The following is a 14,835-nucleotide window of genomic DNA, read 5'->3' as shown; positions in this document are numbered from 1 at the left end:
GAGTAAACCTCGTCAGGCGGATTAATCTCACATCTCACGAAAAACAAAACAAACAATGGCAACAAAACACATTTTAATTGTTCCGGGCGATGGTATCGGACAGGAAGTAACAGCAGTTGGTAAAAAAGTATTGGATAAAATAGCGGCAAAGTTTGGTCATACATTTACCTATGATGAAGCATTGATCGGTCATGTGGCCATTGAAGCAACAGGTGTTCCTTTACCTGATGAATCATTGGAGAAAATGCGCAACTCAGATGCTGTGTTGTTTGGTGCCGTTGGTCATCCTAAATACGATAACGATCCTTCTGCAAAAGTTCGTCCGGAGCAAGGTTTGCTGAAGATGCGCAAAGAACTTGGATTGTATGCCAATCTTCGTCCTATTAAATTGTTTGATGAGTTGTTAGGTGCATCAAGCATCAAACCTGAGATTTTAAAAGGTGCTGATATTTTATTCTTCCGTGAATTGACAGGTGACATTTACTTCGGCGAAAAAGGACGTAAAAACAATGGTGATACAGCTTACGATATTGCTGAGTACAGTCGTTACGAAGTAGAGCGTATTGCACGCAAAGCATTTGAAGCAGCACGCACACGTAAAAAGAAACTATGTTCTGTTGATAAAGCGAATGTTATTGAAACATCAAGATTGTGGAGAGAAGTGGTGCAGAAAGTTGCATTGGAATATCCAGATGTGGAAGTGGAACATCAGTTTGTTGATGCAACTGCCATGTTGCTGATCAAAGACCCACGCCGTTTTGATGTGGTGGTAACAGCTAATTTATTTGGTGATATCCTTACAGATGAAGCTTCGCAGATTGCCGGTTCAATGGGTATGTTGGCGAGTGCTTCAATTGGTGATGGTACAGGTGTATATGAACCCATCCACGGATCTGCACATGATATTACCGGTAAAGGAGTAGCTAATCCGTTAGCTTCTGTTTTATCCGCAGCATTGTTATTAGATATTTCATTTGGCATGAAAGAGGAATCCGAAGCAGTGATCAATGCGGTTGATAAAGTATTAAAAGATGGTTACCGGTCAAGAGATATTGCCGATGCAACCACACCGGCCGATAAAATTCTTGGAACGGACGCTATGGGAGAGCAGGTTCTGCTCCATATTTAAAAGGAAACTGAACAGGTAAAAGGGAAGCATTTTTTAAAATGCTTCCCTTTTCATTTAACAAATTGCACGAATTGTTGTTATACACAGATTAAAATAATTAACAGGCATGAATATTAAAATTGGACAAAAAGCCCCGGATTTCACGTTATTCGATAGTGAAAGAAATAAAGTAAGCCTTGCTGACTTTAAAGGAAAGAATGTATTGATCCTTTTCTACCCACAGGCATTCTCAAGTACTTGTACCGAAGAATTGTGTACAGTTCGGGACGATATTGCCCGCTACAGCAATGCCAATGCGCAGGTATTGGGTGTTTCTGTTGATTCGGTTTTTACGCTGAAAAGATACAGGGATGAGCAAGGCTATAACTTCCCGTTGTTGAGCGATTTCAATAAGGAAGTGTCTGCTGCTTACGATTCGTTGTACGAAAACTGGATTTTCGACATGAAAGGGGTATCAAAGCGGAGTGCTTTTATTGTTGATAAAGAAGGCATCATTCAGTATGTTGAGTTAGTGGAAACGAAAGATGGCGTACCTGATTTTGAAGCCATTAACAAAAAACTCGAATCACTCAACTGATTCATTGTCTGCGGAATAAGAGGGTAAACCAACTAAGGGTTTGCCCTTTCTTTTTTAAGAAATGTGAGAAAAAGCTTGTAAATTGCAGATAATAAAACTAAGTTTGTTTCGTTGAAACGGATTTTTACCATATTCGCCTGTATCCTTTTGATAACCACAGCAACCGCCCAGACGGACAGAACACCCGCTGGAAACGCTGAAAATGTGGTTAAGGTTGTCCGTTTCTATCCCAATCCTGCTTCTTCCTTTATTAATTTTGAATTCAAACAAACACGACTTTCAGATTATTCTTTCAAGGTATTCAACTTTATAGGCAAGAAGGTTTTAGAGATCAATAATCTTACTCCACGTACCGTTGTAAATCTCAACGACTATTTCCGTGGTGTTTATATTTTCCAGTTAACCGACCGCAGCGGTAAAGTGGTAGAGAGCGGTAAGTTCCAGGTAGTGAAATAATTTCAATCTGTTTTTTGAATAATTGTGAAGGCTCAGATGAGTCTTTTTTTATTTATAAACCATTCTGACAGGCCATATAACTTCCTTCAAAAATAAACCGCCGTCACTTTTATAAAGTGACGGCGGTTTGGTAGTTCCAACTTTGTACATCGTACTTCATCAAAGCACTTGCACAATCAAAAACTTCAAATAATGTGTGTTCTCCCAACCCCAAATGATCGGGTGGTCGGAGCTTTGTGTTTGAAATGTAACCTGGCGTAATTGTCTGCGTGCATCTTTCGCTGCCATTTGTATGATCTCTAAAAACAGATCAGGCTGAACCAGGTTGGTACAGGAAGATGTAACAAGAAAACCTCCCGGCTTTACGAGTTTCATACCACGCAAATTGATCTCTTTATAACCGGTGATCGCTTTTTGAATTGTTGCTCTCGACTTTGTGAATGATGGGGGATCAAGCATCACCACATCATATTGCTTTCCTTCCTTCACCCATGTTTTTAATACGTCAAACGCATTCACACATTCAAATTTGCATTTGTCAGCAACGCCGTTGAGCTCAGCATTTTTGTTACACATGGCGATAGCACTTTCAGATATATCAAGCCCATGCACACTCTTTGCACCGTACTTTGCTGCATGAATTTCGAATGTACCGGTGTAGGTAAAGGCACCTAACACTTCCGCATCTTTTACAATATGCTCAATGTGCCTGCGGTTATCCTGTTGATCGAGGAAGTAGCCTGTCTTTTGTCCATTGGCAATATCAACATGAAACTTAAATCCATTTTCATTGATGATGATACTGGTATCGAATGGTTCACTCAAGAAACCCTTCTTCTGCTCCATACCTTCCAGTTCACGGATAGGAACATCATTACGTTCGTAAATACCTTTCGGTTGAAATATCTGGTTGATCGCTTTTACAATAGCATCCTTCCACATATCAATACCCAGTGCCAGTGTCTGGATAACAAAATAATCATTGAATTTATCAATGATCAGTTGTGGTAAGCCATCAGCTTCACCAAAGATCAAACGACAGTTCTCGATATATCCCATTTGCTGACGTTGCTTCCACGCTTCGCTCAGTTTGCGTAAAAAGAAATCATCATTGATCTCTTCATTCTTTTTTCTTGTAAGTATGCGAACAAGTATCTGTGATTTAGGATTGATATAACCCCGGCCTAAAAACTTATCGTCATGCGTATGCACATCTACAATAGCTCCTGCTTCTGCATTTCCATCCACACGGTTCACTTCATTTGCAAAAACCCATGGATGCCCGTTTGCTACACGTTGAGAGATCTTTCTGTTGAGCGTCACTTTTGTCATAGCCGGCAAAGGTATTTTTAAAAAATGAGTTTCGTGCAACGAAATCAATTGCATGGAGGTCAACCAAGCAAAAGGACTTATGAAACCTTATCATCTTTTAATATTCGTCACTCTGTTTTTATTATCTGCGTGCAGCAAACCGTATCCACCTGAGGGAAGTTTTAAAGCAAAATTGCTGGCATCGTTCTGTGCCTTCCACATTGTACAGATAGAAGATGTTGATGGGAAAGGACGGGGTATGGACTGGACCGATCCTTCAGGGAAGCAATACAAGAATGTATTTACTGTAAAAAACCATTGCGATTTTGCAAAAGCAGGATTGAAAGTTGGTGACAGGTTTACTGCCGTAATTGTGCAGGAAGCCCAGGAAGTGAATTGTGCTGTATGCATGGGCTTTATGGAAACGCCACCACTGCAATGGAATATTATAGTGGCTGAATAATTTTCTGTTTTATGTTTAGGTTAAGGCATCCGGAAACGGGTGCTTTTTTGTTTCCAGTCAAATCGATTTTCAGGCAGCAGGACAATTTGTCCCAATTCAGCCATTGGCAATATTCTTGACCAGCTTACCTTTGCCGACAATTTTACGTTTTATGGAAGAAAAGACGAACGAAATGACAGAACAAAATGCAACAGAGGTGAATAACACCGCCTTTAGTGCCGACATTAATACGGATGAAAACATTGCAGGTGTGAACCACCTCAATGAGCAAATTGCTGAAGAAACTGAACTGGAGAAGTTGAAAGAAGCTGTGGAAGAAGAGAAGAAAAAGTATCTCTACCTCATGGCTGAATTCGACAATTTCCGCCGCCGCACCGCAAAAGAAAGGGTGGAGCAGATGCAAACTGCAGGGAAAGAGGTGATCGTTTCAATGCTGGAAGTGCTGGATGATACCGACCGTGCAGAAGCTGAACTGGCAAAAAATGGTGGAGTAGATGAAGGGGTGAAACTGGTGTTTCATAAACTCCGTTCCACTTTACAAAGCCGTGGCCTGAAAGCGATGGAAACAAAAGGACAGGACTTTGATGCCGATAAACACGAAGCCATTACTGAAATTCCTGCTCCCGAAGGAATGAAAGGGAAAGTGATCGATGAAATTGAAAAGGGCTATTTACTGAACGATAAGATCATCCGCTTTGCAAAAGTGGTGGTAGGAAAATAGTCTACCAGCCGCAAGCCACTAGCTGCAAGCTGGTTTGCGTTTTACTAAAAGCTTGCAGCTAAAAGCTAGTAGCTACATATGTCAACAAAAAGAGATTTTTATGAAATATTGGGGGTAGGTAAATCTGCTTCTGCGGACGAAATCAAAAAAGCGTACCGCAAAGTTGCCATGCAATACCACCCCGACCGTAATCCCGGAAACAAAGAAGCCGAAGAGAAATTTAAAGAAGCGGCGGAGGCTTACGAGATACTAAGTGATGCTGATAAAAAAGCACAGTACGATCGTTATGGACATGCCGGAGTAAGTGGTAATGGCCGTGGTGGATTCGGTGGAGGTCAGAATATGAATATGGATGATATCTTCAGCCAGTTTGGAGATATTTTCGGCGACGATGTATTTGGTAGTTTCTTTGGTGGCGGCGGTCAACGCAGAGGCGGTGGTGGCGGAAGAGCCAGAGGCGTAAGAGGAAGCAATCTTCGGGTCCGTATCAAATTGAATTACGAAGAGATCGCAAAAGGCGCCAGCAAAACAATCAAAGTAAAAAAATACGTTAGCTGTAACACCTGCGGCGGCACCGGTGCAAAAGATAAAAGCAGCATGCAAACCTGCGGAACCTGTGGTGGTAGCGGACAAGTGAGACGTGTACAAAATACTTTCCTCGGACAAATGCAGACGGTTACAACCTGTCCAACCTGTAACGGTGAAGGTTCAACCATCGCACACAAGTGTACATCATGTAAAGGGGAAGGCCGTGTTTATGGCGAAGAAAATATTACGATCGATATACCTGCAGGTGTACAGGAAGGAATGCAGTTGAATGTTAGTGGCAAAGGAAATATGGGTGAGCGTGGTGGCGCTCCCGGTGATCTGATCGTATTGATAGAAGAAGAAGCACATCCACAGTTGCACCGTGATGGTTTGAATGTGGCCTATGACCTTCATATCTCATTTCCTGATGCTGTGTTTGGAATACAAGCCGAAGTGCCAACAATCGACGGTCGTGCAAAGATCAAAATACCACCGGGTACGCAAAGTGGCAAAGTGTTTCGTTTAAAAGGTAAAGGTTTCCCTGCTGTGCAGAGTTATGAAAAAGGCGATCAACTTATTTATGTAAATGTGTGGACGCCGCAGCATCTGACCTCAGAAGAAAAAGCAATGTTGGAGAAATTACAACAAGGGCAAAACTTTCAACCCAAACCGGAAAAAGGTGAGAAGGGTTTCTTTGAACGGGTGAGGGAAATGTTTAGCTAAAAACAGCAAGCAGAAAATAGTAAGAGGCGAGTGGTAAAACTGCTCGCCTCTTTTTATGCTTCGTCAGACGCCCTCGTCCAACGGGGAAGTTGAGTTTTCCCATGTCAATCTCGACTATCGCTCGATTGACTACCCCGCCCTCGATTCTGAGCGAAGCCAAAGAACGCTCAGGGCTTCGTTCGATTCCTTATTTTTACGGCTTTTTAAATGCTTAGCAAACATGAGTAATAACCTGATCTATTCCATCCCTGCAAGGTTTCGACGTATTGAAAATCTGCACATCCTTTTCTGGCTTATTAAGGATGCGTGTTGGGCGTTGAACCTTCACATACCGGCGTTGATCATGATCGTTCCAACCATGTTGGCGGCATTAATTATTACCTGGCAAACAAGAAAAATATTCTCTGAACTGGTGCATAACCTGGCGGTGGTTTTCTGGATCACAGCCAACTGTACCTGGATGATCGGTGAGTTTTATGGTTGGGACGAGGGTAGGTTCGGGCTTCGTAACATGTCTTTGATCCCTTTCAGTATCGGCTTATTAATTCTTTTCGTGTATTACTTGTTGTATTTCGTGAACCGAAAATTCAGGGAAAAAGTGATTGTTCAAACTGAAGAGGCGTTGAAAGAAGAGCTGAGCCATCAAACAGAACGAAAAACAGCCTGAAACTGCTTCGGAAGGTTGCCGCTCAGTAGTTATCTTTGCGCACCTTAGCAAACCGTTTATGTTGAAACTGTAAAGCCCGGATCGGACTTTTCATTTTCAACTTTCAATTTTAAATTTTACTATGTATCGTTCTCATACCTGTGGCGAATTAAGAAGTAATCATGTTGGTAACACTGTAACCCTGGCTGGCTGGGTGCAAACCGTTCGTAAGTTCGGCAGCATTACGTTTGTTGATTTACGTGACCGGTATGGTATTACACAGTTGTTGTTTGGTGAAGAACTGAATAAAGTGCTGGATGAAAATCCGCTTGGTCGTGAGTTTGTATTGCAGGCAACCGGCACCGTTAGTGAGCGTAGTAACAAGAACGCCAATATTGCTACTGGTGATATTGAAATTCTTATTACTGAATTTAAGGTGCTGAATAAATCGGCAGTTCCTCCTTTTACTATCCAGGACGATACGGATGGTGGCGATGATCTGCGGATGAAATACCGTTTCCTCGATCTGCGTCGCAATGCAGTGAAACGAAATATTGAACTGCGTTATGCAGTAAACCGAGCTGCAAGAAATTATTTGCATGGGAATGGCTTCATGGATATTGAAACACCGTTCTTAATTAAATCTACACCCGAAGGCGCAAGAGATTTTGTGGTGCCGAGCCGTATGAACCCCGGACAGTTTTATGCATTACCACAGAGCCCGCAAACATTCAAGCAGTTGTTGATGGTGAGTGGTTATGATCGATACTACCAGGTGGTGAAATGTTTTCGTGATGAAGATCTGCGTGCCGATCGTCAACCGGAGTTTACACAGATCGATTGTGAAATGGCATTTGTTGAGCAGGAAGATATTCTCAACATGTTTGAAGGGATGATCAAGTCGATCTTCAAAGATGTAAAGAACATCGACTACACCGAAACTGTTGAACGCATGACTTGGGAAGAAGCCATGTGGCAATACGGAAACGACAAGCCGGATATTCGTTTTGAAATGAAGATCTGCAACCTCAAATTCCCTGCGCATACATTTCCAACAAAACAAAGTCAATCGGCTTTAATTGATGGTGCAGATTTTAAAGTGTTTGATGAAGCAGAAACAGTTGTTGCCATTGCATCTCCCGGTTGCAGTGAATATACACGCAAACAAACCGATGAGTTGACAGAGTGGGTGAAACGTCCGCAGATTGGTATGAAAGGATTGGTGTTTATCAAATGCAATGCTGACGGAACTTACAAAAGCAGTGTAGATAAATTCTATAGCGAAGAAAAATTAAAAGCAATAGCTGAAGCAACCAATGCAAAAGCAGGTGATTTGATTTTGATACTGGCAGGAGCAGAAGAACGCACACGAAAAGCCATCAGCGATCTGCGTATGTACATGGCTGATAAGTTAGGCTTACGTAAAGCGGATGATTTTAAATTGTTGTGGGTGCTCGACTTTCCTTTGTTTGAATTTGCATTGGAAGACCAGGATGGAGGCGGTGCCGGTCGTTGGGTGGCAAGGCATCATCCTTTTACAAGTCCAAAGCCGTCGCATATTGAAACAATGATCAATAACAGTCCGAAAGTGGATGATCTTGATAAATACCTGGAGCATCCGTATGCAGGCATCAAAGCCAATGCATATGATATGGTGTTGAATGGAAACGAAATTGGTGGCGGTTCAATCCGTATCTACCAACGTGAATTGCAGGAAAAAATGTTTGCAGCATTGGGGATGGATGCAGAAGAACAACAACACAAGTTTGGTTTCTTATTAGGCGCATTTGAATATGGCGCACCGCCGCATGGTGGTATTGCCTTTGGCTTCGATCGTTTGTGTGCCATCCTTGGCGGCAGCGAAAGCATCCGTGATTTCATTGCCTTCCCGAAAAACAATTCAGGAAGAGATGTGATGCTTGATGCACCAAGCGAAATTGCTGCAAAACAGTTTGATGAATTGCAGATAAAGCTGGATTTGAAATAAATGTCAAAACTTAAAGGCAAATGGAAAGCACTCTTGGTGTTGAACTATTTGAGTGCAGCGGTATGGGCGATAATGCTTCTGATATATATACTAGTGCTTTGGCAATCGAAACATGATTGGTCCGAAGTGAAAGCAAATGTTGTTACAATTACACTCGGAGGAATAGCTTTGATACTTTTTAATATTTTTTTCATCTACGTTTTAAAGCAATACTTCCCTTCAATTACATTAAAAGGGTTTGCCAAGTTTTTGTATGTTTCGGGGCTTGTTTTTATTGGAACATTGGCGCTTCTTTTTGTTTCGCTGGTTTTTATTAGTTCTTTTGATGGGTTCTCAAATCTAAGTGGGAGTATTGATGTTTATAGTCTTTTGACATTGATTTTTAGTTTCATTTTTGCAATCATTAATTCGTTACTTTTTATTTGGCATTTTCAATTAATAGATGTGTTAAATCGAAATAGTAAAGAAAAAATGGAGTCAGTTTTAAATTCTATTGGTATAAACGAAAACAATTCTGCTGTGTAATATGAATATCCTATATCGTATCTTCTCTTATTTCCTTTTAATCATTGCCGCAATCTTAGGCATTGCCGCATTGTTTGCACTATTGATCGCATTATCTAATCCTGCGTTGCTGCTTAGCGTGTTTGTGATAATTGCAGTCGTGATCTATAGTATTGCCAGTTTCCTGTTCCTGTTAAATGGTATTGATGGGAAACGTCAGCTTCAACCCAAACTGCGTGACTGGATAAAAGTAAATGCTTACGTTGCTCTTGTGTTTGTGATCATGAATATCTTTCAGTCAATTGCTGTGCTTCAAAACCCTGCCATTCTTTCCGATGCTGTTAAGCAGGTCTCTGATATGCAGCAATCCAACTCGCCGGTATCATCTGATTTGATGTTGCGTGTCATGAAGGCAGTTGTTTGGTTTCTGCTTTTTTATGCCGTTGTACTCGGCATTCATATCAGTTTTACCTTTCGCTACCTGAAACAATATGCTCACCTGTTTGGCGAAAAAAATAACAACACTCCGGTTGGCGGTTCTTTTTAACACAATTCATTTCCAGCTTCTTCGTTTCTTTATGCAAACGAAGTCTATGCGTATTCTACTCATTAGTTTGGTTGCAGCTATCAGCCTCTTTTCCTGTAAGAAAAAAGATAAAGATGCGAACGCTGCACAAACATTGCTTAATGTGAAATACGGAACTGATGCAAAACAAGCCATGGATATTTACCTGCCTTCAGGTAGAAGCACAACTGCAACTCCGGTACTTATTTTAATTCATGGTGGCGGCTGGACAGAAGGTAGCCGTGCCGATCTCAATGCATACGTTGATACACTTAAACGTCGCACTCCGCAGTATGCCATCTTCAACATCAGTTATCGTTTGGCAGCAAATGGACAAAATCTTTTTCCCTCTCAAGAGCAGGATGTAAAAGCAGCAATTGAATTTATTTACAACAAACGGGAGGAGTATAGGATATCTGATCGCTTTGGATTGATCGGTGCAAGTGCCGGCGCACACCTGGCTTTGTTGCATGCTTATAAATACACAACGCCTGTAAAAGCAAAAGCCGTTATTTCATTCTTTGGTCCCTCAGAATTGGTGCAGATGTATAATAATCCACCAAATCCCTTGGTGCCGTTGCTGCTTGCTTCGGTTACAGGTGCAACGCCAACTACTAATCTTACTATTTACCAGCAGTCATCGCCATTTAATTTTGTGGTGAGCAGCAGTGCGCCAACATTACTCCTGCATGGCAGTAACGATATCGTTGTGTCATCTTCACAATCGGCCATTTTGCAAGACAAGTTGAATGCAGTTGCTGTACCTAATCAATATGTGTTATATCCCGGTGGCGGTCATGGCGACTGGAGCCCTTCGGTTTACTATGATGCGTTCAATAAAATTGATGCCTTTTTAAAACTTTATCACCCATAAAAGAGGCATACCGTTTCTCATTTCTGCACTCTTAAATTTCCATAATTGCTATAACTTGCCTGCATGCAGGCTCCATTAGCAGAACGGTTACGTCCACAACAATTGCACGACCTTGTTGGTCAGCAACACCTCACGGGGCAGGGCGGCATTCTGCAAAAAGCAATTGCCAGCGGCAACATTCCCAGTATGATCTTGTGGGGACCTCCCGGTGTTGGGAAGACAACCATCGCCAATATTATTGCACATAATGTAAATGCTACGTATTACCAGTTAAGTGCCATCAGCAGTGGTGTGAAGGATGTACGTGAAGTAATTGAACAGGCGAAGCAGGAAACAAAAGCCATTTTATTTATTGATGAGATTCATCGTTTCAATAAAGGTCAACAGGATGCTTTGCTGGGTGCAGTTGAAAAGGGAATCATCACACTTATTGGTGCAACCACAGAAAATCCTTCATTTGAAGTGAATAGTGCCTTGCTCAGCCGTTGCCAGGTATTTGTATTGAAGGCATTGGATGAAAAAGATCTTGTTCAGTTATTGCAAAAGGCAATTACAGATGATGTTGTGTTGAAAGAAAAGAAGATCGAGTTAAAAGAAACTGAAGCACTCATTCGATTAAGTGGTGGCGATGCAAGGAAGTTGTTGAATTTATTGGAGATTGTGTCCGATGCTTCATCTTCGTCTGATGCATTAGTGATCACTGATGAATCCGTATTGCAAACTGTTCAGCAAAAAATGGCGTTGTATGATAAAAGCGGTGAGCAACACTACGATATCATTTCTGCTTTTATCAAATCCATTCGAGGCAGCGATCCCAACGCCGCTGTGTATTGGTTGGCAAGAATGATCGAAGGTGGTGAAGACGTAAAATTCATTGCACGTCGTTTATTGATCCTTGCCAGTGAAGACATCGGCAATGCAAATCCCAATGCATTGTTACTCGCCAACGCAACGTTCGAAGCTGTGAATAAGATCGGTTATCCTGAGTCGCAGCTTATTTTATCACAATGTGTCATCTATCTCGCCTCCAGTGCAAAAAGTAATACTGCAACAGTTGCTATTGGAAATGCAATGGCCGCCGTTAAACAATTTGGCGATTTATCTGTTCCGCTGCATATTCGTAATGCGCCAACAAAGCTCATCAAGAATATGGACTACGGGAAAGGGTATCAGTATTCTCATAGTTATGAAAACAATTTCTCTTCACAGGAGTATCTGCCCGAGAAGATCGTTGGAACAAAATTTTATGATCCGGGTAAAAATATAAGAGAAGAGGAGTTAAGAAGATTCCTGAAGCAACTCTGGAAAGAAAAATATAATTATTAATCGATCAACTTTATGAAGCAAGTTTCTTTATTCGTTTTTGTTTGCCTGTTCTTGTTAAAAGGAATCAATGCCCAAACCACTATTCAGCGTGACCCTGAAATTGAAAAAATGGTCACAGCAATTTCTCCTGATTCACTCAAAGCGTACATTTTGAAAATGGTGAGTTTCGGCACACGCCATACCATGAGTACGGTTACTGATCCTAAACAAGGCATCGGTGCAGCACGTGAATGGGTAGTGACAAAGTTTAAAGAGTTCGCCAAACAATCAAACGGAAGAATGACGGCCTTTGTTGATACAACAACATTGCATCCCGATGGAAGACGTATCAGCAAATCGGTGAATCTGGGTAATGCCATGGCTATCCTGAAAGGAACCAACCCTGCTGATCAACGTATCTTTGTGATCAGCGGCCATTTAGATAGCCGTGTTACTGATGTGATGAATGCAACAAGTGAAGCACCCGGTGCAAATGATGATGCAAGTGGTGTGGCTGCGGTCCTTGAGTGTGCACGCATAATGAGTAAGTATGAATTTTCTGCAACCATCATTTTTGTTGCGGTGAGTGGTGAAGAGCAGGGATTGTTAGGTGCCAATTTTATGGCTGGAAAAGCAAAAGATCAAAACTGGATCATTGAAGCTGTGTTGAACAACGATATCATGGGTTCGAATAACAGCAGTGAAACAAACATCATCAATAATACAAAAGTGCGTGTGTTCAGCGAAGGATTGCCTGCGTATGAATTAGATAAAGCTGCAGCAAACATCCGCAATCTTGGTTTGGAGAATGATGGCAAGTCAAGACAGTTGGCACGTTATGTAAAAGAAATCGGCGAGCGTTATGTTGATAATCTGGAAGTGGTGATGGTGTATCGCAACGATCGTTTTTTACGTGGAGGAGATCATACATCGTTCATTCAAAAAGGTTTTGCAGCTGTACGTATTACAGAGATGAATGAAAACTTTCATCATCAACACCAGGATCTGCGAACAGACAAAGGAATACAGTACGGCGATTTACCTGAGTTTATGGACTTCGTGTATTTGGCAAAGAACACAGGGATCAATCTTGCCTCCTTAGCAAATCTTGTAAAGGCACCATCAATGCCACTGGAAGTAAAGATTGAAACAAGAAGCCTTACAAACTATTCGCTCATCAACTGGAAGCAACCTGCCGTTGGAAAAGTAAAAGGTTATTATGTGTTGCTGCGTGAAACAACAAGTGCTGTTTGGCAAAAGAAAATCTTCACTACTGAAACTAATGTGAAACTACCTTACTCGAAAGACAATTATTTTTTCGCAGTGCAATCCGTTAACGAAAATGGTAATGAAAGTTTGCCTGTAGTACCAACACCCGGACGATAATGAAACTGAATTGGATCGTAAAAAAATTTGAAGCATTAACGCCATACGAGTTATACAATATCATGTGGTTGCGTAATGAAGTATTTGTTGTGGAGCAAAACTGTGTGTACCAGGATGCTGATTATAAAGATCAAAAAGGTTGGCATTTGATGGGCGTTGATGAAGAAGGCAAGCTGATGGCGTATGTTCGATTATTGCCGGTAGGTGTTTCGTATGAAAACGAGCCTTCCATTGGAAGAGTAGTTACAAATCCTGCTGCAAGAGGAACCGGAGTTGGGAGAGAGTTAATGCAGATCGCTATTCAACAATGCGAAGAGTTATTTGGAAAGACAGATATCAAAATCGGAGCACAGTATTACTTGTATAAGTTTTATTCATCACTCGGTTTTGAGCAAACAAGTGACATTTATCTGGAAGATGGAATAGAACATATTGAAATGATTCGTTTTTTTAAAAATGAATAAGTAATTTTACCAAACACCACAAGTAAAACTCCCTAAAAACCTATGCCAGTAAGGGTTTCCACCGATAATGCGAAAGAAAAAATTTTGAACTTCAGAATTTGTTCTCTAATATTGTCCTGTCGTATCCAATACAAGAAAAACCAAACATCCGATTCTATGAAATTACGTACAATGTACATCCCCCTGTACGCAATACTGTTCATTTTATGTAGCATTCAGGATCTGAATGCACAGGTTGGATTATCTACAGCAAATTCCCGTTTTGAAATTGGTTTAGATTTTGGCCCGATGAGTTTCCTTGGTGACCTTGGTGGTAACCGTGGACGAGGAGGCTATGGTCCTAAAGACAATAACCTGCCGGTAACAAATGCGATCATTGGTATTTCTGCTTCTTATTATCCTGCAGAGTGGATCGGGTTCCGTTTGTCAGGCAACTATGGTAAAATGGAAGGCGATGATAGACTGGTGAAGCAAAAGCAACCTGCTGATACATGGGAAGGTTCAAGAAAATACCGGAACCTTACATTCCGTTCGCCTTTATACGAAGCTTACGCCGCAATTGAAATATATCCAACAGCATTCATTGGTTTAAAGAACGGATCAGGATTACCACGTTTCCGTCCCTATGGTATTGTAGGTTTCGGTGTGTTTAAATTTAAACCACAGGGTTTATACAAAGATCCCGCTGGTAATGAATCATGGATCGATCTCAAACCACTTCGCCTGGAAGGACAAGGAATGGTTGAAACAGGAATTCCGGAATACAGCTTGGTTAATTATGCTATCCCCATGGGCGTAGGTATTAAATATGATATCACTGAACGAGTAACATTTGCAGTTGAACTCATCCATCGCAAAACAGGAAGTGATTATATTGATGATGTAAGTAATAAATTTATTGATCCGGCTTTGTTCGATCAATACTTAACACCAACCCAGGCAACGTATGCTAAATACCTGGCGAATCCAAGTTCATTTTATCCAAATTCTAATCCGGCTTATACTCCTTATCGTGCAGGTAAGAAAAGAGGTAATCCATTAAAAAACGATTCTTATTTCTCCAGTACATTCAGATTAACGTGGAAGATAGGCGATGTTTATGCCGACTGGTTCCGAAATAAGAACTCGATGAAATGCCCGCAATACTTTTAGCGAATAATTTTTATCCATACCCATACCCAAATCCCTGAAAAAAT

At 41.3% G+C, this 14,835-nt stretch carries 16 protein-coding genes; 15 read left to right on the top strand and 1 reads right to left on the bottom strand.

Annotation, left to right across the window (positions count from 1 at the left end):
- Positions 1-55 precede the first annotated feature (55 nt).
- The 3 genes from leuB to VK159_RS11820 all read left to right on the top strand — a co-directional run bounded on the left by leuB (position 56) and on the right by VK159_RS11820 (position 2,162).
- The gene (gene leuB / locus VK159_RS11830) at positions 56-1,129 is read left to right on the top strand and encodes a 3-isopropylmalate dehydrogenase (protein WP_324230345.1); all 1,074 of its coding nucleotides are present in this window, start codon (positions 56-58) and stop codon (positions 1,127-1,129) included.
- 106 nt (positions 1,130-1,235) lie between these two features.
- The gene (locus tag VK159_RS11825; protein WP_324230344.1) at positions 1,236-1,706 is read left to right on the top strand and encodes a redoxin domain-containing protein; all 471 of its coding nucleotides are present in this window, start codon (positions 1,236-1,238) and stop codon (positions 1,704-1,706) included.
- A 204-nt stretch (positions 1,707-1,910) separates the two neighbouring features.
- The gene (locus tag VK159_RS11820) at positions 1,911-2,162 is read left to right on the top strand and encodes a T9SS type A sorting domain-containing protein (RefSeq protein ID WP_324230343.1); all 252 of its coding nucleotides are present in this window, start codon (positions 1,911-1,913) and stop codon (positions 2,160-2,162) included.
- 159 nt (positions 2,163-2,321) lie between these two features.
- Here the strand turns inward: VK159_RS11820 and VK159_RS11815 are convergent, their stop codons facing one another.
- Positions 2,322-3,494, bottom strand: a complete 1,173-nt coding sequence (locus tag VK159_RS11815) for a class I SAM-dependent rRNA methyltransferase (RefSeq protein ID WP_324230342.1) — start codon at positions 3,492-3,494, stop codon at positions 2,322-2,324.
- Between the two features lie 52 nt (positions 3,495-3,546).
- Here VK159_RS11815 and VK159_RS11810 point away from each other — a divergent pair, with 52 nt between their 5' ends.
- The 12 genes from VK159_RS11810 (at position 3,547) to VK159_RS11755 (ending at position 14,791) form a co-directional block, all read left to right on the top strand.
- The gene (locus VK159_RS11810) at positions 3,547-3,936 is read left to right on the top strand and encodes a hypothetical protein (protein ID WP_324230341.1); all 390 of its coding nucleotides are present in this window, start codon (positions 3,547-3,549) and stop codon (positions 3,934-3,936) included.
- 151 nt (positions 3,937-4,087) lie between these two features.
- Positions 4,088-4,657, top strand: a complete 570-nt coding sequence (locus tag VK159_RS11805; protein WP_324230340.1) for a nucleotide exchange factor GrpE — start codon at positions 4,088-4,090, stop codon at positions 4,655-4,657.
- 78 nt (positions 4,658-4,735) lie between these two features.
- Entirely contained in the window at positions 4,736-5,908 is a 1,173-nt protein-coding gene (gene dnaJ / locus VK159_RS11800; protein ID WP_324230339.1) for a molecular chaperone DnaJ, read from the top strand.
- A gap of 220 nt (positions 5,909-6,128) precedes the next feature.
- On the top strand, positions 6,129-6,575 hold the full coding sequence (locus VK159_RS11795; protein WP_324230338.1) for a hypothetical protein: 447 nt from the start codon (positions 6,129-6,131) through the stop codon (positions 6,573-6,575).
- A gap of 121 nt (positions 6,576-6,696) precedes the next feature.
- Positions 6,697-8,541 carry an aspartate--tRNA ligase gene (gene aspS / locus VK159_RS11790; RefSeq protein WP_324230337.1) on the top strand — a complete coding sequence of 615 codons (1,845 nt, stop codon included), beginning with the start codon at positions 6,697-6,699 and terminating at the stop codon, positions 8,539-8,541.
- Positions 8,542-9,066, top strand: a complete 525-nt coding sequence (locus tag VK159_RS11785; RefSeq protein WP_324230336.1) for a hypothetical protein — start codon at positions 8,542-8,544, stop codon at positions 9,064-9,066.
- A gap of 1 nt (position 9,067) precedes the next feature.
- Positions 9,068-9,592: a hypothetical protein gene (locus tag VK159_RS11780; protein ID WP_324230335.1), complete on the top strand. Its 525-nt coding sequence runs from the start codon at positions 9,068-9,070 to the stop codon at positions 9,590-9,592.
- A gap of 46 nt (positions 9,593-9,638) precedes the next feature.
- Positions 9,639-10,484: an alpha/beta hydrolase gene (locus tag VK159_RS11775; RefSeq protein ID WP_324230334.1), complete on the top strand. Its 846-nt coding sequence runs from the start codon at positions 9,639-9,641 to the stop codon at positions 10,482-10,484.
- Between the two features lie 63 nt (positions 10,485-10,547).
- On the top strand, positions 10,548-11,810 hold the full coding sequence (locus VK159_RS11770) for a replication-associated recombination protein A (protein ID WP_324230333.1): 1,263 nt from the start codon (positions 10,548-10,550) through the stop codon (positions 11,808-11,810).
- 12 nt (positions 11,811-11,822) lie between these two features.
- Positions 11,823-13,175, top strand: a complete 1,353-nt coding sequence (locus VK159_RS11765; protein ID WP_324230332.1) for a M28 family metallopeptidase — start codon at positions 11,823-11,825, stop codon at positions 13,173-13,175.
- A complete protein-coding gene (locus tag VK159_RS11760; RefSeq protein WP_324230331.1) occupies positions 13,175-13,639 on the top strand; it encodes a GNAT family N-acetyltransferase in 465 nt (154 codons plus the stop codon). The genes VK159_RS11765 and VK159_RS11760 overlap by 1 nt, the downstream gene beginning before the upstream one ends.
- A gap of 156 nt (positions 13,640-13,795) precedes the next feature.
- Positions 13,796-14,791 carry a hypothetical protein gene (locus tag VK159_RS11755; protein ID WP_324230330.1) on the top strand — a complete coding sequence of 332 codons (996 nt, stop codon included), beginning with the start codon at positions 13,796-13,798 and terminating at the stop codon, positions 14,789-14,791.
- Positions 14,792-14,835 lie beyond the last annotated feature (44 nt).

The sequence above is a fragment of the Lacibacter sp. genome (genome assembly GCF_035299325.1).
Lineage (GTDB): Bacteria > Bacteroidota > Bacteroidia > Chitinophagales > Chitinophagaceae > Lacibacter.
This window is presented reverse-complemented; position numbering and strand designations above follow the sequence as displayed.

What these genes read in the sequence shown, in the direction of transcription:
- VK159_RS11810 (WP_324230341.1), top strand. Translation starts at nt 3,547, where the DNA reads ATGGAGGTCAACCAAGCAAAAGGACTTATGAAACCTTATCATCTTTTA.
- dnaJ (WP_324230339.1), top strand. Translation starts at nt 4,736, where the DNA reads ATGTCAACAAAAAGAGATTTTTATGAAATATTGGGGGTAGGTAAATCT.
- leuB (WP_324230345.1), top strand. Translation starts at nt 56, where the DNA reads ATGGCAACAAAACACATTTTAATTGTTCCGGGCGATGGTATCGGACAG.
- VK159_RS11795 (WP_324230338.1), top strand. Translation starts at nt 6,129, where the DNA reads ATGAGTAATAACCTGATCTATTCCATCCCTGCAAGGTTTCGACGTATT.
- VK159_RS11775 (WP_324230334.1), top strand. Translation starts at nt 9,639, where the DNA reads ATGCGTATTCTACTCATTAGTTTGGTTGCAGCTATCAGCCTCTTTTCC.
- VK159_RS11755 (WP_324230330.1), top strand. Translation starts at nt 13,796, where the DNA reads ATGAAATTACGTACAATGTACATCCCCCTGTACGCAATACTGTTCATT.
- VK159_RS11815 (WP_324230342.1), bottom strand. Translation starts at nt 3,494, where the DNA reads ATGACAAAAGTGACGCTCAACAGAAAGATCTCTCAACGTGTAGCAAAC.
- VK159_RS11825 (WP_324230344.1), top strand. Translation starts at nt 1,236, where the DNA reads ATGAATATTAAAATTGGACAAAAAGCCCCGGATTTCACGTTATTCGAT.
- aspS (WP_324230337.1), top strand. Translation starts at nt 6,697, where the DNA reads ATGTATCGTTCTCATACCTGTGGCGAATTAAGAAGTAATCATGTTGGT.
- VK159_RS11770 (WP_324230333.1), top strand. Translation starts at nt 10,548, where the DNA reads ATGCAGGCTCCATTAGCAGAACGGTTACGTCCACAACAATTGCACGAC.
- VK159_RS11785 (WP_324230336.1), top strand. Translation starts at nt 8,542, where the DNA reads ATGTCAAAACTTAAAGGCAAATGGAAAGCACTCTTGGTGTTGAACTAT.
- VK159_RS11805 (WP_324230340.1), top strand. Translation starts at nt 4,088, where the DNA reads ATGGAAGAAAAGACGAACGAAATGACAGAACAAAATGCAACAGAGGTG.
- VK159_RS11765 (WP_324230332.1), top strand. Translation starts at nt 11,823, where the DNA reads ATGAAGCAAGTTTCTTTATTCGTTTTTGTTTGCCTGTTCTTGTTAAAA.
- VK159_RS11780 (WP_324230335.1), top strand. Translation starts at nt 9,068, where the DNA reads ATGAATATCCTATATCGTATCTTCTCTTATTTCCTTTTAATCATTGCC.
- VK159_RS11760 (WP_324230331.1), top strand. Translation starts at nt 13,175, where the DNA reads ATGAAACTGAATTGGATCGTAAAAAAATTTGAAGCATTAACGCCATAC.